The organism is Ruegeria sp. D3 (assembly GCF_056534465.1).
The window spans coordinates 340,704-362,788 of the sequence record NZ_JBQFPK010000001.1 but is presented as its reverse complement, the minus strand read 5'-3'; the positions used below and the strand labels follow the sequence as shown (position 1 = coordinate 362,788).

Below are 22,085 nucleotides of genomic sequence, written 5' to 3'. Positions count from 1 at the left end.
GACACTAACAAAGGTAGTAGCTTGCGGGGCAGAGTTGAATTCACGAGCCCGTGTCTCACAACCCCGTCAGGCACTGTCATGCCCTATTGCAAGTTAACACATTGTTTTTGAAATCTAAAAAGGAAAATATTTCAACCCGGCCCCTATCTTGGGGCCGGATCAGCGGTGAATTTTCACCGAATGTTACAGCAGATCGGGCGGAGTTGCCGACTTGGAAAGTTCAATTGTTACAGCCTCAAGTGATTGAACCTGTGTTTGTTTCTCACCCAGACGGCGAACGCTGACGGTGCGTTCCTCAACTTCACGGTGTCCGATGGCCAGAATGACAGGCACTTTGCCGACTGAATGCTCGCGGACCTTGTAGTTGATTTTCTCGTTGCGAATGTCGGCCTCGGCCCGGACACCGGCGGCGCGCAGGGTTTCGACCACTTCGTTGACGTAATCATCCGCCTCAGAGGTGATCGAGGCGACAACCACCTGACGCGGGGCCAGCCAGAAGGGCAGTTTGCCTGCGTGCTCTTCGATCAGAATGCCGATGAAACGCTCGAACGATCCCAGTGTTGCCCGGTGCAGCATGAAGGGGAGATGTTTTGCGCCATCTGCGCCGATAAAGCTGGCATCCAGACGCTCGGGCAGGTTGGGGTCAACCTGCAGCGTGCCGCATTGCCACGTCCGCCCGATCGCGTCGGTCAGGGTGAATTCCAGTTTGGGTCCGTAAAACGCGCCTTCGCCTTCGAGGATCTCATAGTCATACCCGGCGGCTTTACAGGCATCGCCCAAGGCTTTTTCCACCAGATCCCAGCTTTCATCCGACCCGATCCGCTTTTCGGGACGGGTGGACAGTTTGATGGTCCAGTCATGGAAACCCAGATCGGCATAGACCTTTGAGAGGAAGGCGATGAACTTTGCGGTCTCAGATTCGATCTGATCTTCGGCGCAGAAGATATGGCCGTCATCCTGCGTAAAGCCGCGCACCCGCATGATCCCGTGCAGCGCGCCCGAGGGTTCGTAGCGCGCGCAGGAGCCGAACTCGGCCATGCGAAGGGGCAGATCGCGGTAGGATTTCAGGCCCTGATTGAACACCTGAACGTGACAGGGGCAGTTCATCGGTTTCAGGGCGTTGATCGCCTTTTCGCGGGCGTGATCTTCGTCAACCTCGACGATGAACATGTTTTCCTGGTATTTGTCCCAGTGGCCCGAGGCCTCCCACAGCTTACGGTCGACGACCTGAGGCGTGTTCACCTCGACATAGCCGTCACGCTCCTGCATCCGGCGCATATAGTCCTGAAGGGTGGTGTAGATTTTCCAGCCGTTGGGATGCCAGAAGATTTGGCCGGGGGCCTCTTCCTGCATGTGGAACAGGTTCATCTCGCGGCCCAGCTTGCGGTGGTCGCGCTTGGCGGCCTCTTCCAGCATATGCAGGTGGGCTTTCAGCTTTTCCTTGCCGGTAAAGGCCACGCCATAGATGCGTTGCAACATCGCTCGGTCGCTGTCTCCGCGCCAATAGGCACCGGCGATGGACATTAGCTTGAACGCATCGCCGGGTAGTTGGCCGGTGTGCTGCAGGTGCGGGCCGCGGCACAGGTCCTGCCAGTGGCCGTGCCAATACATGCGCAGTGGCTCATCGCCCGGAATGGATTCGATCAACTCGACCTTATAGGGCTCGTTATTGGCCTTGTAGAATTCGATCGCGCGGTCGCGGTCCCAGACCTCGGTGGTGACGGGGTCGCGCTTGTTGATGATCTCTTTCATCTTTTTCTCGATGAGGCCGAGATCTTCGGGCGTGAACGGCTCTTCACGGTCAAAGTCATAGTACCAGCCGTTTTCGATGACGGGGCCGATGGTGACTTTGGTCGCGGGCCAGATTTCCTGCACGGCGCGGGCCATGACATGCGCCAGATCGTGGCGGATCAGCTCATTGGCCTGTTCCTCATCCTTCATTGTGTGGATGGCGATTTGTGCGTCGGCCTCAATAGGCCATTGCAAATCCCAATGCTTGCCATCGACCGTGGCCGAGATTGCCTTTTTGGCCAGCGAGGTCGAGATATCGGCTGCCACCTGCGCAGGTGTGATGCCTGCGTCATAGGATCGTGCATTGCCATCGGGGAAGGTGAGTGAGACGGATTTTGAATCCAAGGCCATGTTGGCTCTCCTCGTCGGTTTGGCGCCCACTGAACGCCCGGTTGCGGGTTATTTGCGTCTGGCTGCTTTGGCAGGTGGGTAAGCGTGTGTCAAGTGTTGGAGCGAGGGGCGCTGCCCCTCGCGCACCCCGAGGTATTTTGGGCCAGATGTAGGGCGGATCAGGGAATTGCGGTTGGGGTTGGGACGTGCATGATGTTGGTAAAGCAAAGAGGGTTTTATGGCAGTGGTTGAATTTATGGACACCGCGCAGGGGCGGCGGTTGGCGTTTCACAAAAGCGAGGGGGTGGGGCCCACTGTCGTTTTTCTGGGCGGGCTGAAGTCGGATATGGAGGGCACCAAGGCGGTGCATCTTGAGGCGTGGGCACAGGAACGCGGGCAGGCGTTTTTACGGTTCGATTACTCTGGGCACGGGGAAAGTTCCGGCACGTTCGAAGAGGGATGCATTGGGGACTGGCATGAGGATACAGTTGCAGCGATTGAGGCGCTGACCGAAGGGCCCTTGGTCGTTGTGGGATCGTCGATGGGCGGATGGCAGGCGTTGCTGTTGGCAAAAGCGATGCCGGAACGGATCGCCGGGATGGTCACAATCGCTGCTGCGCCGGATTTTACCGAGGACGGGTATTGGGCCTCGTTCAGTGATGAGCAGAAGGCAGCGCTGGAGACGGTGGGGCACGTGGAACTGCCTTCGGACTACATGGAGCCTTACGTCATTACCAAGCGGATGATTGAGGACGGACGGCAAAGGCTGGTCTTGCGCGCAGCGCTGAATTTGCCCTTCCCAGTTCGGTTTTTGCAAGGCACTGCGGATACTGCCGTGTCCACTGAAACTGCCGCTCGTCTGCTGGAGCACGCTGACGGGCCGGATATGAGGCTATTGCTGGTCAAAGACGCCGACCATCGATTTTCGGATGGCCATTGTCTTGAGCTGATCGAACAGGCGGTACTTGACGTGATGCCATCACAATGAAGCGCGCATTGGTTTGGACTGGTCTGCTTTTAGTCGCAGTAGGTTTCGGGACCTATTGGTTTGGTACACGCGAACCGGTGGAACTCAACCCCACATTCGAGTCACGCAAGTTCGGGGAAGGTGTTCAGGTCTATTTCGAAAGCACAGAATCGGCATATGACGATATCGTACCCGGTGTCGAAAAGCGCGTGATCTGGCAGGACGGTTTCAAAGAGCAGCGCACACCTGTTTCCATTTTGTATCTCCATGGGTTTTCAGCTTCATCCGAGGAAATCCGCCCGGTCCCTGATATGGTGGCCGATGCGCTTGGGGCCAATCTGGTTTACACTCGGCTTCAAGGTCATGGCCGCAGTGGCGAGGCAATGGCTAAGGGCACGGCCTCGGGTTGGATGCAGGATGTCGCCGAAGGATTGGCCGCAGCCCGCGCCGTTGGGGAAAAGGTTGTAGTGATCTCAACCTCAACCGGCGGGACACTTGCAGCAGCAGCAGCCTTAAACCCTGAGTTTAGCCAAGATGTAGCGGGGATGGTATTCGTGTCACCGAATTTCGGTGTGAATGCGCCGGGGGCTTGGATTCCTGGTCTGCCATGGGCTCGAAGCTGGTTGCCTCTGTTGATGGGTGAAACCCGAGATGTCTCGGGGCCAGACGAAGAAAAGAACACCTATTGGTCCGCGTCCTATCCTTGGGAAGCAGTGGTTCCCATGACTGTATTGGTGGACGTGGTCTATGCGCTTGATTTTTCGGATGCGCAGGTGCCGGCATTATTCTGGTTCTCGGATGACGATCAGGTGGTGCGCCCTGATCTAACCCACAAAGTTGCGCAAGCCTGGGGCGGACCCGCTGTGGTCGAACTGGTGACTATGGGCCCCGAGGATGATCCCGCATCGCATGTCATAGCCGGCCGCCTGATGTCGCCGGGGCAAACCGATGCGACCGTGTCGGGCATTCTGGCATGGCTTAAAACTCTGGGGGTCGAATAACCGTGCGCAAACCGGGCAGCATGTGGAGCCTTGAGACGCTGGGCCGCGTGCGACTGTCCAAACATTTCTACATGCGCGATTTCCTGTATTCCGAGATCGGGAATTTCCATGAAAAACAAAACCTTCCCGACAACCCCAATCTTACCATAGAAACAGGTCAAGCCCTGTGCCAAACCTTGCTGGATCCTATAGAGGAAACCTTTGGGCGTGTCGCCGTACGCTCGGGCTATCGGTCGCCGTCGCTGAACCGGTTCGGCAATGAAAACCGGCTGAATTGCGCGCGCAACGACAATCCATTGGAGTGCCACATCTGGGATCGGGGCGAAGGGGACGCGCGCATAGCGGGGGCTTCGATCGTGGTTCCTTGGTTTGCTGATCAGTATGACGCAGGCCGGGATTGGCGGGATCTGGCGTGGTGGATACACGATCATCTGGACTATTCCGAGATATGGTTTTTTCCCAAACTCTGCGCGTTTAATTTGGTCTGGAGGCCGATCCCCCACAAGCGGATCGACAGTTACATTGCGCCGCGCGGATGCCTGTTGCGACCCGGCGCCGAGCCTGCAGAAAATCAGCATCGACGGCGCGCACGCTATGCAGATTTTCCGCCGTTCAAGGGGATCGCTTATCCCTGAACTTTTGCTTGCCCAGTTCAACAAAACTACGCATCTTACGGAAAACGTAACACAAAGTGGTCGATTTCAAGGAGGCCCTGTGTGATTGAACCGTTGGTATTTCTGCCCGGGTTTATGTGTGATGCAAGGTTGTTCGGCGCCCAGATTTTGCAGATTTCTGGTGCTCGTGCTGTGACGGTCGCCCCGGTATCGGGCGGCGAGCGGATCGAGGAAATAGCCTCGGGGTTGTTGGACCAGTTGCCACATCGCTTTGCGCTCTGCGGGTTTAACATGGGCGGGGTCGTTGCTTTGGAACTTGTCCGTAGGGCTCCTGACCGGGTGACGCGTTTGTGTCTGATGTCTACCGACGCACAGGCCGATACACCCCAGATTGCTGCTGACCGAGAGGAGTTGATCGTAGGGGCCAAATCAGGCCGGTTCGAAGAGGTCATGCAGCGCTTGATTGGAACGGAGACGCTTGCTCCGGGGCCGGGGCGCGTGCCGATTTTGAACGAGGTTATGGCCATGGCAAAGGATCAGGGGCCAGAGCTGTTTGAACGGCAGATGCGGGCGCTGCAGAGGCGCACGGATCAGCAACCTGCGCTTAGGCACATAAACGTGCCGACACTGATCATTTGCGGGGCACATGATCAGCTTACGCCAGTTAAGCGGCACCGGTTCATGGCCGAGTTGATCCCAAGCGCCGAACTGAAGGTTATGGAAGACGCAGGGCACTTGCCCCCTCTAGAGACGCCCGCAGAAGTCACGCAAGCGCTGGAAGAATGGCTGAATATTAGAGTCGGGTTGCCTTACTTATAAAGTGCTGAACGTTCAGCCTTGGTTAGGATAACAGGGGTTCTGATCGGATCACCCGTGCCGATGTCAAAAAACGGAGTGTGCTTCCAGCTTCCTTTCAAAAGAGATTTGAGTACCCGAGAGACAAGCCCGAAAGCCGCGTATCCCAGCTTTTCATGCTCTTGCTTGCCGCCGGGATTTGGAACAAAGCCACGTGTGGTGACAGGGCCGAGGGCGGATGTATCCAACATGCGCGCGACAATGAATCCTGCGAATGGGAATTTCGCTGTGCGTGACGTGGTGGCCAATGGGGCATCACAACAACTGGCGTACCAGCGCAGCATTCCTTTTGGGCTGAGTTGCATCAATGCCAAATGTTCGGCACCGGTTTCGATACGAACTTCTTCGGGCAACATCTGCAGAACTTCGACCGGCCCGGGCGCGGGATCGGGTTGGTTGAAATACAGCTGGGCCGCGCGGCAGTCGTTGCAATAGCAAACGACATGTGTCGAAGACGTTATACCTGCCGCGGTAATATGACCTCGCAGGCAACCACACGAACAGGCAAAGGCTGTATCCACTGCCTTTGCCTTACGCATCTTGGTCAGGCGACCTTGTTTTTATTTGCCGGGCGACGTTGAGGCTTGCGCGTGTTGGCGTTCATGAAATCGATAACCAACGGACGAATATTGTCGCGCCAGCTTCGCCCTGCGAAGATGCCGTAGTGGCCAGCGCCGGGCTCGACGTGGCTGGCTTTTTTCGAAGCGGGCAGGCCGGTGCAAAGTTCAAGCGCTGCGATACACTGGCCAGGCGCAGAGATATCGTCATTCGCGCCTTCAACCGTTTTAACTGCTACGTCAGTGATCTTGCCGATATCTACTTTGTGTCCCGCTACAATGAATTCGTTCTTTGCAATTTCACGGTTCTTAAAGATGCGCTCCACGGTGGACAGGTAGAACTCGGCCGTCATGTCCATCACTGCAAGGTACTCATCGTAAAAGCGGTTATGTGCGTCATGGTCCGACGCCTCACCGCGCATGACGCGCTGAATTTGGTCCGAGAACGCCTTGGAGTGGCGATCCCCATTCATCGACATGAATGAGGCAAGCTGCAGCAGGCCGGGATAGACCATACGCCCGACGCCTTTGTACTTGAAGCCCACGCGTTGAATCATAGTTTCTTCCAACTGCCCCATGGTCACGCGGCGGCCAAAATCGGTGACGTCAGTTGGCGTTGCATCCGGGTCCACTGGTCCTCCGATCAGCGTCAGGGTGCAGGGTTGTGCCTTTGGCTCGACTTCGGCCAAATAGGCTGTCGCGGCCAAGGTCAAAGGAGCAGGTTGGCAGACGGCAACTACATGCGTTTCAGGGCCGAGCTCCTTCATGAAATCAACAAGATATAGCGTATAGTCCTCTACATCGAACTTGCCCTCAGACACAGGGATGTCGCGCGCATTATGCCAATCGGTGACATACACTTCGCAATTTACCAGCAAGCTTTTGACTGTGGACCGCAACAGGGTGGCGTAGTGCCCGGACATGGGCGCAACCAACAGAACCTTGCGAGGTTGTTCTATTCGTCCGTTGACGCGGATGTGGATCAGGTCACCGAAAGGACGCTCCAACACAGGCACGATGTCTACCAAATGGTCTTTACCATCTTCGCAGGTGAAGGTGCGAATGCCCCAGTCGGGTTTAACAATCATTCGCTGAAATGTCCGTTCGGTCACTTCGCCCCAGGCAGCCATCATGCTGAACGCGGGATTGGGTACCATTGCAAACAGCGGGTACGAAGCCATCGCACTTGCTGTCGCGCCCATCCATTGGTTGGTATTGCGCATGGTTTCCATCAGATCGTAGGTCATCATGTAGCGCATGGATTGGGCTCCCTATGAGTGTCAGCCTGTACGTAAGGACTTTTCGTCGCTTTGCCTTATAGTTTCCGCGACGTTATTCTGCATAGCAGAAAATAGTAGGGGGGAATTGTTAAAATGACAACAACCGAAGACCGATCGCCAGAGCTGACCGAGGAACACCTTGAACGGCTTAAAGAAAATATGAACAAAGTCGAAGCTTTGTCGAAGCGGCTGGTTGAAGTCATGGCTGGAAAAACTGCGCATTCCCCCGCGTTAGATGGCCCGAATCAAGATCTTTTTGCAAAAGCAGCAACGGCCTATATGACCGAGGCATGGCAAAATCCTGCCAAGCTGTTGGAGCATCAGATCGAGTTTTGGGGAAAGTCAGTTCTGAACTTTGCCGAAGCGCAGCAGGCTCTTGCGTCCGGAAACCCCGATGCTGCGGAACCCGGCCCGAAGGACAAGCGGTTTTCCAATCCGATGTGGGACACAAACCCCTATTTCCGCTTTGTACGTCAGCAATACCAGACAAACGCCCAAGCGATCGCTCAGGCGGTCGCATCAGTTGACGATATGCCCGAAAAAGACAAGCAACGGCTTCAGTTTTTCTCGCAGCAGATCATCGATATGATGTCCCCTACGAATTTTCTGGCCACAAATCCCGATGCCTTGGAAAAGGCGGTTGAGACCGAAGGTCAATCCTTGATTAAAGGTCTGGAGAATCTCGTCTCAGATCTCGAAGCCAACAATGGCGAGATGGTCGTACGTCTGGCCGATGACAGCGCGTTCGAGATTGGAGGCAATATTGCCACTACACCGGGTGAGGTGGTCTACCGCAATGATTTGATGGAGCTGATCCAGTACAAACCCGCGACCGAGACCGTTTTCGAAACACCGATTATTCTCTTTCCGCCTTGGATCAACAAGTTCTACATTCTGGACCTCAAGGCGCAGAACAGCCTGATCAAGTGGGTGACTGAACAAGGCTATACGCTATTCGTTGTCAGTTGGGCGAACGCGAATGCCTCCCACGCGGATATCGGGATGGGCGACTATATCGAGCAAGGCTATCTGACCGCGATTGAGCAGGTGAAACAGATCTGCAAGGTCAAGCAGGTCAACGCTGTAGGCTATTGTATTGCGGGAACGACGCTTAGCCTGACCTTGTCGCTGCTCAAACAGCGCGGGGACAAGTCGATCAAGTCGGCCACATTCTTCACCACCTTGACCGACTTCGGAGATCAGGGCGAGTTTACCCCGTTCCTCCAGAATGACTTTGTCGACGGGATCGAGGATCAGGTCGGCAAAGACGGTGTTCTCAAAGCCTGGGTGGTTGGGCGGACGATGTCTTTCCTTCGGTCCAATGACCTGATCTATGGTCCTGCAATCCGTAGTTATATGATGGGCGAAACCCCCCCGGCCTTTGATCTGTTGTTCTGGAACGGGGATGGAGCAAACCTGCCCGGTCGAATGGCAATCGAATACCTTCGGGGTCTTTGCCAAAGCAATGATTTCGTCAATGATGGGTTCGAGCTATTGGGGCATAAGCTGCATATCCGCGATGTGGATGTGCCATTGATGGCCATAACATGCGAAACGGATCACATCGCGGCATGGAAAGCCTGCTACCGTGGCGTGCAGCAGATGGGCTCGCGGTCAAAAACGTTTGTTGTCTCGCAATCCGGCCATATCGCGGGGATTGTCAATCCGCCCAGCAAGAAGAAATACGGACACTATACCAATCCCGATCTAAAGGCGGATGCCGATGATTGGATGAAAGAGGCAGATTTCCATGAGGGATCGTGGTGGCCTCTTTGGGAAGCTTGGTTGAAAAAGCGTTCTGGCAAGCAAATCCCAGCGCGTGAACCGGGCGATTCGGACCATCCGTCTTTGTGTCCGGCACCCGGAAGTTATGTTTTGGTCAAGGCAACCGATTGATTTATCAGGGAACCCGAAGTTTTTTCTGCATCGCAGCAAGAAAATTCTTGTAATGCTGCGATGCAGCAATCATATTGTCCTCAAGCTGATGAAAACCGGGGCAGGCCCGGTTCGGCAAAAAGGATTTGGACAATGGCTAAGACACAAGACTTCACCGCTGCTCTGAAAGACATCATGGGCGCGTTTCCCGTTGACACCACCGCACTGGAAGGTGCGTTCAAGTCGACCGCAACCCTGAACGAAAAACTGTCGGGCGTTGCTCTGGAAGCTGCAGAGAAATCGGCAGAAATCTCGAACAAATGGACCAAAGACACTCTGGCCAAACTGACCGAGATGTCGAAAGCAAAAGCAGAGCCTGCTGACTACGCAAAAGCCGCAACCGACTTCGCAAGCGCGTCGGCTGAAGTTGCCGCTGAAAACATGGCTGCTTTCGCTGAAATCGCGAAAAAAGTCCAGAGCGAAACTGTCGAGCTGCTGATGGCTGCCGGTAAAGACGCTGCAGAAGACGCAACTGCTGCTGTCAAGAAAGCCACCAACGAGGTGACTGCTGCTGCCAAGAAAGCAACAGCTGCCAAGTAAGTAAGGCCGCGAGGCGCACCCATCCTCCCATCTGGTGCAATCGCGTCGGGCAGGTCGAAAGACCTGCCCTTTCTTTTTGTTCTGCAGTCGCATAATCTCTGCTGCAACGCATCATCCTTGGGGAGGGTAAACGGTGTCAGAACAAGAAAAACCGTTGTTGATCAAACGCTATGCCAGCCGTCGGCTGTATAACACCGAGACCAGCGACTATGTCACGCTAGAGGATATCGCCGTGTTCATCCGCGATGGACGCGAAGTGCAGATTATCGACCTGAAGACAGGGGATGACCTGACACGCCAATATCTGTTGCAAATCATTGCGGAACACGAAAGCCGGGGCGAAAACGTTCTGCCGGTGAACGTGCTAAACGATCTGGTCCGCAGCTACATGCTGCCGGGCGGGGGTATGATGCCTCAGTTCCTGCAAAGCTCGTTCGAGATGCTGCGCGAAAGCCAGTCGAAGATGATGGAAAACATGAGCGCCATGAACCCGATGTCGCAGATGCCGGGGTTCGAAGCTATGCAGGCGCAGCAACAGGCGTTTTTGAAGGCGATGACCGGTGGACTTTCGGGCAACTGGTCCGGCCCGGACAAAGAAGACCAGCCTGCGACAGAACCCAAAGAGGATCTGGACGAAATCAAGAAACAACTGGCTGAGCTGCAGCAAAAGCTATCCAAGCTGAATTGACGCGACCGGTAATGCTCTGGCTTGTTTTGGGTGTCGCTTTGGCGTGGTCAAGCCCTGCGCTGTCGCAAGGTGTTTATTCGGATGATTGGTCCGAGGTTTGCAGGTTGGGCAGCGCGGCCTCACTCGGTTGCGATGTTGTGCGTGAACGACAGATCCAGGACGCGACGCAAGTGCCCTGGCGCGCAGTCGGGCGGGTCAATTTTGCAGGTCGGGACCAACGATCACATTGCACTGGCACTCTGGTGGCAGAGCGTTTGGTTCTGACTGCGGCGCATTGCCTTTTCAACACGGCACGCAACCGTTGGATCCCACCCGCCAGCATACGGTTCGCAGCTGGTTATCAGCGAGGAGAAGCGGTCGCGGTCTCGAACGTTTCGAGCTATCGGCTGCCGCCCGGGCAGGGACCAACAACATTCAACCGGCGCGCGGATCTGGACTGGGCGCTGCTGGAACTGACCGAGCCTCTTGGACAACAGATCACACCGGTGCCTTTAGCGAAAACCGCTGCGCCCTCATCCTATCTGGTGGGCTATCCCGGTGTGCGGCCGCATGTCCTGAGCCGCACCCCGTCATGCCCGCCAACCCGCGCAGAGCAAGGAATTTTAGTGGCTATTTGCCCCGTGATGATGGGGGATTCGGGTGCGCCGCTTTTGGTGGATGGCCCTCAGGGGCCAAAGGTGGCGGCTGTTCTGTCGCGTGTGGCCGCGACCGCGCAAGGGGTCACGGCGCTGTTTGTCTCGTCGGACCTTGTTGGTCCTCAAGGCAACTAGCAGTTAGGTGCCATAGACCGGAACTGGCCCGGTTACTTCACCAACCGAAGCCAGTAGGATGTCGGCGATCACGTCCAGTTCCTCACGTGTCAGGCGCACGGGCAGGCGCACGTCACATGCCTTCATCAGCATGTCACGAGTCTGCGGCAGTTCAAACTGTTCCGGCAGGAACTGCCAGTTCCAGAAGGCGCGAGCGTTATCTTCGCTTTGACCAAAGACCTGAACCTTGACCCCACGCGCCTCGGAGGCTTCGGCAAAGGCGCGAATCTCGTCATCGCTGAGGCCCACCAGATTGAACTGGATCGAATCCGGTGCGCGGCGCTCGGGCGACAGGGGGGCAGGGACGTCGATGAAATCAGAGCCATTCAGACGCTCGGCCACATAGTCATGATTGGCCAAGCCATCCTTGACGCGGCGCGCCAGTTCGGGGATCTGGGGCCGGATCACGGCGGCGCTGAGGTTGCTCATCCGCAGGTTATACAGCGGAAGCTTGTTCTGCCAGCGGGCAAAGGCCTGCTCCAACTCGGGCGAGTTGTCGCCGTGCGGGGTTTTGTGTTTCTTCCAGTTATGCTCATACGCGCCCGACATGATCACGGCTTGCGCCACCAGATCGGCGTCATCGGTGATCAGAATGCCACCTTCGCCCGCGTTGATCATCTTGTAGGACTGGAACGAGAAACAGCCGACTTTGCCAATCGTGCCGATATTCTTGCCGTGCCATGTGGTGCCCAGCGAATGCGCCGCATCCTCGACAACCGGAATGCCACGCGCGTTGCACAGTGCCATGATCACATCCATGTCCGATGTATGGCCGCGCATATGGCTGATGATGACGGCCTGAACACTGTCCAGCTTGGCCTCGAAATCGGCCATGTTGATGCGATAATTCTCGCCCACTTCGCACAAAACCGGAATGCAATCCGTATGAACGACCGAGGACGGCACGGCCGCAAAGGTAAATCCGGGGATCAGCACCCGCGCATCCCGCGGCAGGCCCAACGCCTTGAGCGACAGGAACAAAGCGGCCGAGCAGGACGATACGGCTAGCGCGTATTTCGCGCCCAAAAGGGCCGCGAATTCGCTTTCCAGAAGCGCGACCGGCGCGTCTTGCGGCGCGGTATAACGGAACAGGTCGCCCGATTGCATCAGGGCGTCGATGGCCTCACGTGCGGCGGCAGGGATGGGTTCGGCGTCATGAACGTTAGGAGGAAGCGTCATATTTGATTTTCCCAAATTCTATCTTTGGAAAAGATAAAGCTAAAAGAGCGTCAATCCAAGCCCCTACGTGTCCATGCAGCAAAATTTCACCTAACTGTCGCAATCCAGAGGATAACTTCGTTCCGACTCCGGATTGCGCCTTGCGTCCGTTGGGGAATCCGGGTGGCAATAGGACAATCTAAACATTGCATTTCACGGTCCGGATTTTTGCCACCATGCTTGCTAGACTTGCTTTTTCACTGTCCATTCTCGCTCTGCCAGCTCAGGCGCAATACGTCCTGTCCGACGGAACCGAGGTCGCACCGCTTGAGATGTTTCAGGAATGCGACGTCTGCCCCGAGATGATCGTGTTGCCCATGGGCGAGTTCCTGATGGGCGGGCCGCCGGGTGAATCTCGTTTGAATATTCACTTGGGCGCGAATCCTATGCGGTGGGCCACTCCTGAGGATCCCTATATCGCGTACCACGAGGGCCCTGTTCATCCTGTTAAGATTGATATGCCAATTGCTATTGGCCGAAATGAAGTGACGCATGAACAGTGGATGGCGTGCGTCAATGACGGTGGCTGTGGAGGGCATGTTCCGCGCGATTGTATATTACAGCGCGATGCTCTCTGCGTAGATGTTCGGGGCAACTACCCGGTTGTTGATGTCTCTTATTCCGACGGCGTGGCTTATACAAAATGGCTCAACGACAAGATTGGCGCCGATGTGTACCGTTTGCCAACCGAAGCAGAGTGGGAGTATGCAGCACGCGCCGGAACGCAGACCCCATTTGCTCAGGGTGAGGAAGTAAACACCGATCAAGTCAATTTCCACGGCAAACCCACCGAAGAGATGTTGGGTGTCAAGCGTCCGGAACTGGCACGGCGTGGTCATCCGGTTCGGGTTGATGATCTCGACGCAGCAAATGCGTGGGGATTGCGACATATGTCAGGAAATGTCGTCGAGCGTACAATGTCGTGCTGGTCTCTAACTCACATAGGACTGGCGACTGCGAGTGAATATCTGCTGCACGCTATGTCGTCTGGGTGTACAGACCGCGTCGGGAGAGGTGGCGCGTATTGGACCGCAATGGACTTCTCACGGGTCGCTTCGCGCGGACGAGCAGATGAGGATGCAAGGCTAATGACCGCTGGGTTTCGAGTGCTACGCGATTTTTGATAGTCTGCAAGACCTCAGTTAACTGGGGGCTCGATCACAATCCCAACCGATCCCGCAACGCAAACCACGTCATCGCCAGCACCAGCAGAGGGCTGCGCAGGGCGGGGCCTCCGGGGAAGGGCAGGGCAGGGACGCGGGCCATGGTGTCGAACCCTTCGGCCTGTCCCTGAATGGCCAGCGCCATCAACTGCCCTGCGTGGGTGGCAGTGCCGACCCCGTGCCCGGAATAGCCCGAGGCTGACAGTATGTTGGGTGCAACCCGCGTCAAATACGGCATCCTCCGCATGGTAATCGCCAGCGTGCCGCCCCAGGCGTAGTCGATTTTGACGTCGCGCAGATGCGGGAAAATCTCGACCATTGGTTTGCGGACCTTGGCGGCAATGTCTGCCGGGAAGCGATAGCCATAGCTTTCGCCGCCGCCAAATAGCAGCCGGTTGTCAGCGCTAAGGCGGAAATAGTTCACCACGAATTTCGTATCGGCCACCGCCACGTCTCGGGTCAAAACACGGGCGGCATCGGTGCCTAGCGGTTCCGTGGCAGCAATGAAATTGTTGATCGGCATGACCCGCGCGGCGACCTTACTGTTCAGGCCACCCAGATATCCGTTGCAGGCCAGAATGACATGATCGGCCGTGACCTTGCCCTGCGCGGTGTGGATGATGGCGGGCGAGGTTTCCTCGATCCCCGTCACCTCGGTGCCCTCATAAATCCGCACGCCTGCCTTGGCCGCCGCCTGCGCCAGTCCAAGCGCGTAGTTCAGCGGATGCAGATGCGCGGCACCCATGTCCAGATACCCCCCGCGATAGGCGGGTGAGGGGCAAAGACCGTGGCTCGCGCCTTCGTCCAGCAGCTCCATCTGGTTATAGCCATAGCGGTCGGACAGGTGCGCCGCGTGGTCGTGCAATTCCTGCTGTTCGCCAGCCGACAGGCCCAGAACGGCAACGCCCGGTTTCAGGTCGCAGTCGATCTGGTGCTTGGCGATCAGCGATTTGACCAGCGCCTTCGCGTCCTCGGCCAGATCCCACAGCTTGGCGGCGTCGTCGTCGCCAACCAGCCGCTCAAGATCTTCCTGATCCATCCGTTGGGCGCTGCCCAATTGCCCGCCATTGCGGCCTGATGCGCCAAAGCCCACACGATGCGCCTCAAGCAGCACAACGCTGAACCCGGCCTCGGCCAGATGCAGCGCGGCGGACAGGCCGGTATAACCGCCGCCCACCACGCAGACGTCGGCTTTTTCATCGCCTGCAAGAACAGGAAAGCGGTCAATCGAATTGGCCGTAGCCGCGTACCAGCTGGCCGGGTATTCAGCCTTGCGGTCGTTGGAATAAAGCAGGTTCATCGCGGATCAGACGTTCAGCAGCAGATGCTCACGCTCCCACGGAGAGATGACCTGCAGGAACTCTTCATACTCGGCGCGTTTGACGATGCCGTAGACGCGGGCAAATTCGGGGCCCAGAACCTCATGCAAGGCGGTCGCTTCATCGAACAGGTCCAGAGCATTGCCCATGACCTGAGGGATATCGCCTTCGCCTTCGTAAGCGTCGCCATAGAACTGACGGCGCGGGCGTTCCTGTTGGACCAGGCCCAGATAGCCGCAGGCCAGAGACAGGGCGATGCCCAGATAGGGGTTGCAGTCCATCCCGGCGATGCGGTTTTCGACCCGGCGCGCCTCGGGCCCCGACAGAGGCACGCGGATGCCGGTGGTGCGGTTGTCGCGTGCCCATTCCAGATTGATCGGGGCGGCGTGATCTTTCACGTAGCGGCGATACGAGTTCACATAGGGCGCCATCACCGCCAGCCCCGAGGGCAGGTGGTTCTGCAACCCGGCGATGAAGTGATAGAATGCGTCCGTTTCGCCCCCTTGCGGTCCCGAGAAAATGTTCTGCCCGGTTTCCATGTCGATGATCGAATGGTGGATATGCATGGCCGAGCCCGGCTCATCCACGATCGGTTTCGCCATAAAGGTGGCAAAACAATTGTGGCGCAGCGCGGCCTCGCGGATCAGGCGTTTGAAATAGAACACCTCATCGGCCAGCTTGACCGGGTTGCCGTGGCGCAGGTTGATTTCCAACTGGCCTGCGCCGCCTTCCTGCGTGATGCCGTCAATCTCGAAACCCTGATGTTCTGCGAAATCATAGATGTCATCGATCACCGGACCAAACTCGTCCACGGCCGTCATCGAGTAGGCCTGCCGCGCCGCCGCCGGACGACCCGAGCGGCCCATCATCGGCTTGATGCTTTGCGCAGGGTCCACATTGGGGGCGACCAGAAAGAACTCCATCTCGGGCGCGACGACGGGTTTCCAGCCTTTGTCGTGATACATCTGGACCACGCGTTTCAGCACGTTCCGCGGGCTGAACGGGATCGGGTTGTCATCACGGTCATAAGCGTCGTGGATCACTTGCAAAGTCCAGTCGCCCGTCCACGGCGCGGCGGATGCGGTCGTGAAGTCGGGCTTCAGGATCATGTCCCGTTCGATGAATCCATCCTCACCCGCGGCCTCGCCCCAGTCGCCCGTGATGGTCTGGTAAAAGATGCTGTCGGGCAGGTGGAAGTAGGATTGCTTGGCAAATTTCGAGGCAGGTACCGCCTTGCCGCGCGCGATGCCGGGCAGGTCCGAGATGATGCACTCAACCTCGTCCAGTCGGTGGCCGTCGAAATAGCTGCGGGCTGCCTGCGGCAGTTGGTCTGTCCAGTTGGCCATCAGGCCCTCTCTTTCTTCAAAAACTCCGCCATGAATTGCCCGATTTTGGGGTTGTCGTCATTGGCGGGCAGGCGGTCAGTGGCCGCTTGCATCAATTCATCGGGGACCACGCCCTTGCCGCGTGTCTCGATCAGGCCCTGGATAAAGCTGTCACCATATTCGGGGTGGGCCTGTACGGTCCAGATCGTGTCGCCATAAGCCACCATGGCGTTGCGACAGAAATCGTTGGTACCGGTGACGCGCGCGCTGTCGGGTAGGGCGACTACCTGATCCTGATGCCACGCATTCAGCGTAACTGTCTGGCCATCAAGGTCATAGTCGGTGCGCCCAACGGCCCAGCCTCCGGTGAACTTTTCAACCTTTCCGCCCAGCGCCTGTGCTATGATCTGGTGGCCAAAGCAGACGCCAATAAGCGGCTGGCCTTTGTCGCGGATCGCGCGGATCAGATTTTCCAGCGGGGGGATCCACGCGTGATCCTCATACGCCCCATGGCGCGAGCCGGTGATGACCCAGCCGTCGGCGGAGTCTGTGCCGTCAGGGAACTGGCCGTCCACCACGTGGTAGGTCTGAAACGTAAAGCCGTTGCCGCCCAGCAAGGTACGGAACATGCCGTCATATGTGCCGAAGTCTGAACGCAGCTCATCCGGAGGGTGGCCGGTTACAAGGATGCCGATTTTCATAGGTCACCAAATTTGATCAAATTCATTCTAGCGAACCAAAAGGGGCCGGGCAAGGGGGGTCAGACGGCCTCGACGTAGCTTAGCCAGTGCTCTTCTGGGGGGCGCTCGGCGAAGCGTCGGATTTCCTGCCGTTTGGTCATCGCCAGAAAGCGGATCATATCAGCGGGGAAGATACGCGCCACGTGGGGGTCGGATTCGAAGGCAGTTATCGCGGCCTCCCAATCGCCCGCCAGTTGGGGCAGGCCGTCGATATCATAGGCGTTGCCGGTGATTGGGGCGGGCGGGTCGGTTGCATCCTCGATCCCGTTCATCGCAGCACCCAGAACGGCGGCCAGCATGAGGTAAGGGTTGATGTCGCCTCCGGCCACACGATGTTCAATCCGGCGGGCAGCAGGGGCACCACCGGGAATGCGAAGGGCAGCAGTGCGGTTCTCATAAGCCCAGCTAGCGCCGGTGGGCGCGTGGGCGCCGGGAACCAGCCGGGTATAGGAATTGCCATGCGGCGCAAAGATCAGTGTGCTGCCGGGCATCGCCGCCAGACAGCCTGCAATGGCGTAGCGCAGCGTGTCCGTCCCCTCGGGGCCTCCATTGTCAAACACATTGCGGCCCTGATCGTCCACAACCGAGAAATGCACATGCATTCCGTTGCCTGCGTCATCGGCATAAGGTTTGGACATGAACGTCGCGGTGAACCCGTGTTTGCGGGCAAGGCCGCGCGTCAACACCTTGAAAAGCCATGTATCATCGGCGCAGCGCATGGCTTCCTGATGGTTCAGGTTGATCTCGAACTGACCAATGCCGCTTTCGGAAATGGCGGTCTGGGCGGGAATACCCATTGCGGCGCAGCCATCGTAAAGCTCGGTGAAAAAGGCATCGAACGCGTCCATCTCGGCCATGGACAGCACGGCCTCATCCACCAACCTGCGCCCGGTTAAGGGGTTTATCGGGGGGCGAGGCTGCGTGCCGGATGAATCCAGCAGTGTGAATTCCAGCTCGGTCGCTGCGATCACGGACCAACCGCGCTGGGCATAGCGGTTCAGTACAGCGCTCAGCGCGTGGCGGGGGTCTCCGGCGAAGGGGGTGCCGTGGTCGTCGTACAGACACATCGGCACCAGTGCGGTGTCCACCTCAAGCCAAGGCATAGGGACCGCACCGCGATCGGTGGGTAGCAGCACACCATCGGCATCACCGGATTCAAACACCAGCGGACTGCCGTCAATATCCGCGCCCCACAGGTCAACATTCAGCGCCGAGAACGGCATCCGCACGGAGCCTTTGTCCAGCTTGTCGGAATACGAGGGCGGCACGCGTTTGCCCCGCAACTGACCGTTCAGGTCACAGGCTGCAACGCGAAAACTGTGCAAGGCGCTCAGGTCCATCGGGGGCTCCATCATTGTGGTTCCCCCGAGGTTTAGTCGACACGACGCGCCTTGTCACGAAATTTGATCAAATTAACCCCGCGCCGGGTTCAGGCGGCGCGGGGCAGGGGGTCAGGCGAAGCTGACACCGTTTTCGGCCATTGGATGCTCGGCCACCAGAATGCCCGACATCGCGTGGATCGCATTTGCCAGCGCCGGTGCGGACGGGGGCGTTCCGGGTTCGCCCACGCCAGTCGGCGCTTCTGCGGACGGCACGATATGCACGTCGATGGCGGCGATATCACTGATCCGCAGCGGCTCGTAATCCGGGAAGTTGGACTGATCGACCGCGCCGCTGGTCAGGGTGATCTGGTCGCGCATCACATGGCCGATGCCATAGCCTATGCCGCCTTCCATCTGCGCCTTGACCACATCGGGGTTCACCGCGATGCCGCAATCCACGGCACAGGTGACCTTTTCGATCTTGATGCCATCTTCCGGATCGCCCGAGATTTCAACGACTTCAGCCGCGTAAGACCCAAAGGATTTATGCACCGCGATTCCTTGCGAACGGCCAGCAGGCGCATTGCCCCAGCCCGCTTTTTCAGCGGCCAGTTTCAGTACAGCAGCCTTCCGCTGCTGATCGGGGTTGGCGCTGTCGGAGAGGTGGGCCAGACGGAATTCAATCGGGTCACGACCTGCAGCTTCGGCCACCAAGTCCATCATGGTTTCCATCGCATAGGCCGTATGGGTATGACCCACCGAGCGCCACCACAAAACCGTGGTCGCCTTGGGCGTGTCGGTCAGGCCAACGGCCATGCCGGGGATGGCATAGGGGCTGTCAGCCACACCTTCGACCGAGCTGTGATCGACGCCGTCATGGACCAGAACGGCCTCGAACGCGGTGCCTTTTATCACCGATTGCCCGGCGATCTGATGTTGCCAGCCCACGATATTGCCATCCGCATCCAGACCCACGCGGACTTTATGGCCAAAGGCAGGGCGATAGTAACCGCTGCGAATGTCATCCTCGCGCGTCCAGACCAGTTTCACCGGGCGTGAGCGATCGGTGACCACAAAGGCCAGCGCCGCTTCGACCTGATAATCCGCATCGGGCGTGGCGCGGCGACCAAAGGAACCACCAGCCAGCATGGTCTTGATGTGGATCTTCTCGGGTGGCAGCTGGAAGATTTGCTGATAGGCCATATGCGGACCGGTTGGCATCTGTGCGCCGTCATGCAGGACGATGTCACCCTCGGCGGTCTGTTCGATGGTGCAGTTCAACGGCTCCATCGGTGCGTGAGCCAGCAGTGGGAAGTAGAAGGTCTTTTCAACCACCTTATCCGCGCCATCGATGGCTGCTGAAACCGCTGCAACATCCGCCTTGTTCACGTTGTAGGTGGGCTCTGCATCCAGCGCGGCCATGATCTCGGACCTAATCTGATCTGAATCGCGGGTCTCCGCGCCCGACATGTCCCAATCGACCTCAAGCGCGTCGCGGGCCTGGATCGCGGCCCAGGTGTTTTCGGCATAGACCGCAACACCTGCCTGATTGGGCAGAACAGCGGCACTGATATAGCCTTTGACCTCTTTCGAAGCGCTGTCGTCAAAGCCAAGTGCGATACCACCTTTGGATTCCGGGCGCTTGATCATCGCGACCATCTGGTTCGGCAGATGCACATCCATCGCATACATCGCTTGACCGTTGCCCTTGATGGCCGAGTCCTTGCGGCGTACGGCTTCATTGCCGATCAGGCGGAATTCGGACGGGTCTTTGAGGCGCGGCTCGGCCGGCGCTTCTAGCTGCGCAGCGGCTGCCACGAACTCCGCAATCGGAGCGGATTTGTTGCCAGCTTTAACGATGCCTTCCTCGATGGTAATGCCCGACGCATCCGCGCCCCAGCTTTGGGCGGCGGCGTTGATCAGCATTTCGCGCGCCGCGGCACCGGCCTGACGGTATTGCAGCCACGAGTTCGCCATCGCGGTCGATCCGCCTGTGCCCTGGAACGGGCCGAACAGCAGGTTGTTATAGACATTCGGGTCCGACGGCGCGAATTCATATTCGATCTGATCCATGGTCAGGCCGATTTCCTCGGCGATCAGCGTCGGCAGGCCGGTGGCCGGGCCCTGACCCTTTTCAAAATGCTTTACGATGGCCGTCACGGTGCCATCCGCGTCGATTTTCACGAATGGGTTGAATTGAGCGGTCTCGGACGAAGCCGCCGCCAGCGCGCCATCGGGGCGGGCACCGACCAGCAGCACGGCACCGGCAGCAGCGGCACCTTTCAGAAATCCACGGCGAGAGGTGTTGATGGTCATAGATCAGGCCTCCAGAATCTCGGATGCGCGCTGGACGCCGGCGCGGATGCGTTGATAGGTGGCACAGCGACAGGCGTTGCCATACATGTACTCGTCGATTTCCTCGGCCGAGGGCTTGGGGTTTTCGGACAACAGCCCGACAACCGACATAACTTGACCCGACTGGCAATAGCCGCACTGAACCACGTCCAGTTCGACCCAGGCTTGCTGGACTGCGGCGCCGATTTTGTCGTCGCCCACGGCCTCGATCGTGGTGATCTCGGCATCTTCGACGTCTTCGATGTAGGTTTGGCACGAACGCACGGGCTCGCCGTTCAGATGCACGGTGCAGGCCCCGCAGGACGCAACGCCGCAGCCGAATTTGGTTCCGGTCAGCTTAAGCTCATCCCGGATCACCCAAAGCAGGGGGGTGCCGGGTTCGGCGTCGACCGTGTGGGTCTGGCCGTTCAGTTTCAAGGTCAGTGACATGAGGGGGGATACTCCATGTTGGGCTGGCTACCTGAATCGGTAAACTTGCGGGTTTACCATAAGTGACGTTTTCAATCGTGTAAACCCGTGGGTTTACCTAGTGTTTGACCTTGTCATGTCAATGGGACTATAGCTTTCAGACATGAACGAATGCAGCGCGCCGAATGCGGCCAAACACGCTCAGATCATCGAGGCTGCGGTGGCCGAGTTCCAGGAAAAGGGGTTCGCCGCCGCCAGCATGGACCGTGTTTCCGCCCGCGCCGAAGTGTCCAAGCGGACGCTGTATAAGTATTTCGAAAGCAAGGAAAACCTGTTTCGCTCTATTGTGGTCGAGCTATCAAACCGCTTTGCCGGTGTGCTGGATATCCGCTATGAAAAAGACCGTGATATCCGGGAGCAACTGATCGAACTGGCATGGGCCGAAGGGCGCATCCTGATGTTGCCCGAGGTGATGGCGATGTCCCGAATGGTTATCAGCGAAACTTTGCGCAACCCCGATCTGGCGGCAGCGGCGCAGGGCAAACTGGATAAGACTGCGATATTTGTGTCGATGTTGAAGGACGCGGCAGAAGACGGGCAGTTGCGGATAGACGATCCTCAAAGTGCCGGGCAGGAGTTCATCGGGTTGATCAAGGCCAAGGCATTCTGGCCGATGGTCTTCACTGGCAGCGTCCTGAGTGAGGCCGAAATGACGGCCACGATTGACAGCAGTGTTGAGATGATACTTAGCCGTTATGGCATTTGACCCGCCTTTGCTGTCCGCTTGGATGGCTTTGCCTGTGGCGTTTATGGTCTAAACAGTGCTAGACGCCCCCCTCGTAAGATGTGTTTCGAGGTAAAAGCCAGG

At 57.8% G+C, this 22,085-nt stretch carries 20 protein-coding genes; 10 read left to right on the top strand and 10 right to left on the bottom strand.

The features are described from left to right. Positions 1–183 precede the first annotated feature (183 nt). Positions 184–2,142, bottom strand: coding sequence for a threonine--tRNA ligase (gene thrS / locus ACR0DX_RS01775; protein ID WP_170354606.1), 1,959 nt, complete (start codon positions 2,140–2,142; stop codon positions 184–186). Between the two features lie 217 nt (positions 2,143–2,359). Between thrS and ACR0DX_RS01770 the strand changes: the two genes are divergently transcribed. The 4 genes from ACR0DX_RS01770 (at position 2,360) to ACR0DX_RS01755 (ending at position 5,522) form a co-directional block, all read left to right on the top strand. Next, positions 2,360–3,109 (top strand): alpha/beta fold hydrolase, encoded by a 750-nt coding sequence (locus ACR0DX_RS01770; protein WP_170354605.1) that lies wholly within the window; start codon positions 2,360–2,362, stop codon positions 3,107–3,109. Next, entirely contained in the window at positions 3,106–4,089 is a 984-nt protein-coding gene (locus tag ACR0DX_RS01765) for an alpha/beta fold hydrolase (RefSeq protein ID WP_170354604.1), read from the top strand. Before ACR0DX_RS01770 ends, ACR0DX_RS01765 begins: the two co-directional genes overlap by 4 nt. A 20-nt stretch (positions 4,090–4,109) precedes the next feature. Beyond that, positions 4,110–4,724 (top strand): hypothetical protein, encoded by a 615-nt coding sequence (locus ACR0DX_RS01760; protein WP_170354773.1) that lies wholly within the window; start codon positions 4,110–4,112, stop codon positions 4,722–4,724. 81 nt (positions 4,725–4,805) lie between these two features. After that, positions 4,806–5,522 (top strand): alpha/beta fold hydrolase, encoded by a 717-nt coding sequence (locus ACR0DX_RS01755; RefSeq protein ID WP_170354603.1) that lies wholly within the window; start codon positions 4,806–4,808, stop codon positions 5,520–5,522. On the opposite strand, the gene ACR0DX_RS01750 is transcribed toward ACR0DX_RS01755, so the two are convergent. Beyond that, the gene (locus ACR0DX_RS01750; protein ID WP_170354602.1) at positions 5,513–6,097 is read right to left on the bottom strand and encodes a DUF6151 family protein; all 585 of its coding nucleotides are present in this window, start codon (positions 6,095–6,097) and stop codon (positions 5,513–5,515) included. The two genes, ACR0DX_RS01755 and ACR0DX_RS01750, sit on opposite strands and share 10 nt — an antisense overlap. A gap of 5 nt (positions 6,098–6,102) precedes the next feature. Further along, a complete protein-coding gene (gene phaZ / locus ACR0DX_RS01745) occupies positions 6,103–7,374 on the bottom strand; it encodes a polyhydroxyalkanoate depolymerase (protein WP_170354601.1) in 1,272 nt (423 codons plus the stop codon). A gap of 114 nt (positions 7,375–7,488) precedes the next feature. Between phaZ and ACR0DX_RS01740 the strand changes: the two genes are divergently transcribed. The 4 genes from ACR0DX_RS01740 to ACR0DX_RS01725 all read left to right on the top strand — a co-directional run bounded on the left by ACR0DX_RS01740 (position 7,489) and on the right by ACR0DX_RS01725 (position 11,328). Continuing rightward, a complete protein-coding gene (locus tag ACR0DX_RS01740; protein WP_170354600.1) occupies positions 7,489–9,291 on the top strand; it encodes a PHA/PHB synthase family protein in 1,803 nt (600 codons plus the stop codon). A gap of 132 nt (positions 9,292–9,423) precedes the next feature. Next, complete coding sequence (locus tag ACR0DX_RS01735; protein ID WP_170354599.1) at positions 9,424–9,870, top strand: phasin family protein; 447 nt, start codon at positions 9,424–9,426, stop codon at positions 9,868–9,870. Between the two features lie 133 nt (positions 9,871–10,003). Continuing rightward, positions 10,004–10,558: a polyhydroxyalkanoate synthesis repressor PhaR gene (phaR, locus tag ACR0DX_RS01730; protein WP_170354598.1), complete on the top strand. Its 555-nt coding sequence runs from the start codon at positions 10,004–10,006 to the stop codon at positions 10,556–10,558. Positions 10,559–10,569: 11 nt separating this feature from the next. Further along, positions 10,570–11,328, top strand: coding sequence for a trypsin-like serine protease (locus ACR0DX_RS01725; protein WP_170354597.1), 759 nt, complete (start codon positions 10,570–10,572; stop codon positions 11,326–11,328). Between the two features lie 3 nt (positions 11,329–11,331). Here ACR0DX_RS01725 and ACR0DX_RS01720 read toward each other — a convergent pair whose 3' ends face one another. Next, positions 11,332–12,546 (bottom strand): aminotransferase class I/II-fold pyridoxal phosphate-dependent enzyme, encoded by a 1,215-nt coding sequence (locus tag ACR0DX_RS01720; protein ID WP_170354596.1) that lies wholly within the window; start codon positions 12,544–12,546, stop codon positions 11,332–11,334. Between the two features lie 215 nt (positions 12,547–12,761). Between ACR0DX_RS01720 and ACR0DX_RS01715 the strand changes: the two genes are divergently transcribed. Further along, positions 12,762–13,709: a formylglycine-generating enzyme family protein gene (locus ACR0DX_RS01715; protein ID WP_170354595.1), complete on the top strand. Its 948-nt coding sequence runs from the start codon at positions 12,762–12,764 to the stop codon at positions 13,707–13,709. A gap of 34 nt (positions 13,710–13,743) precedes the next feature. Here the strand turns inward: ACR0DX_RS01715 and ACR0DX_RS01710 are convergent, their stop codons facing one another. From ACR0DX_RS01710 to ACR0DX_RS01685, 6 genes are all read right to left on the bottom strand, one after another. Beyond that, on the bottom strand, positions 13,744–15,048 hold the full coding sequence (locus ACR0DX_RS01710; protein ID WP_170354594.1) for an NAD(P)/FAD-dependent oxidoreductase: 1,305 nt from the start codon (positions 15,046–15,048) through the stop codon (positions 13,744–13,746). Positions 15,049–15,054: 6 nt separating this feature from the next. Then, positions 15,055–16,413 carry a glutamine synthetase family protein gene (locus ACR0DX_RS01705; protein WP_170354593.1) on the bottom strand — a complete coding sequence of 453 codons (1,359 nt, stop codon included), beginning with the start codon at positions 16,411–16,413 and terminating at the stop codon, positions 15,055–15,057. Further along, on the bottom strand, positions 16,413–17,093 hold the full coding sequence (locus tag ACR0DX_RS01700; protein WP_170354592.1) for a type 1 glutamine amidotransferase: 681 nt from the start codon (positions 17,091–17,093) through the stop codon (positions 16,413–16,415). Before ACR0DX_RS01700 ends, ACR0DX_RS01705 begins: the two co-directional genes overlap by 1 nt. 59 nt (positions 17,094–17,152) lie before the next feature. Further along, entirely contained in the window at positions 17,153–18,472 is a 1,320-nt protein-coding gene (locus ACR0DX_RS01695; RefSeq protein ID WP_170527138.1) for a glutamine synthetase family protein, read from the bottom strand. A 111-nt stretch (positions 18,473–18,583) separates the two neighbouring features. Then, positions 18,584–20,770, bottom strand: coding sequence for a xanthine dehydrogenase family protein molybdopterin-binding subunit (locus tag ACR0DX_RS01690; protein WP_170354591.1), 2,187 nt, complete (start codon positions 20,768–20,770; stop codon positions 18,584–18,586). Between the two features lie 3 nt (positions 20,771–20,773). Further along, complete coding sequence (locus tag ACR0DX_RS01685; RefSeq protein ID WP_170354590.1) at positions 20,774–21,238, bottom strand: (2Fe-2S)-binding protein; 465 nt, start codon at positions 21,236–21,238, stop codon at positions 20,774–20,776. A 142-nt stretch (positions 21,239–21,380) separates the two neighbouring features. Here ACR0DX_RS01685 and ACR0DX_RS01680 point away from each other — a divergent pair, with 142 nt between their 5' ends. Beyond that, positions 21,381–21,983 (top strand): TetR/AcrR family transcriptional regulator, encoded by a 603-nt coding sequence (locus tag ACR0DX_RS01680; protein ID WP_170354589.1) that lies wholly within the window; start codon positions 21,381–21,383, stop codon positions 21,981–21,983. Positions 21,984–22,085 lie beyond the last annotated feature (102 nt).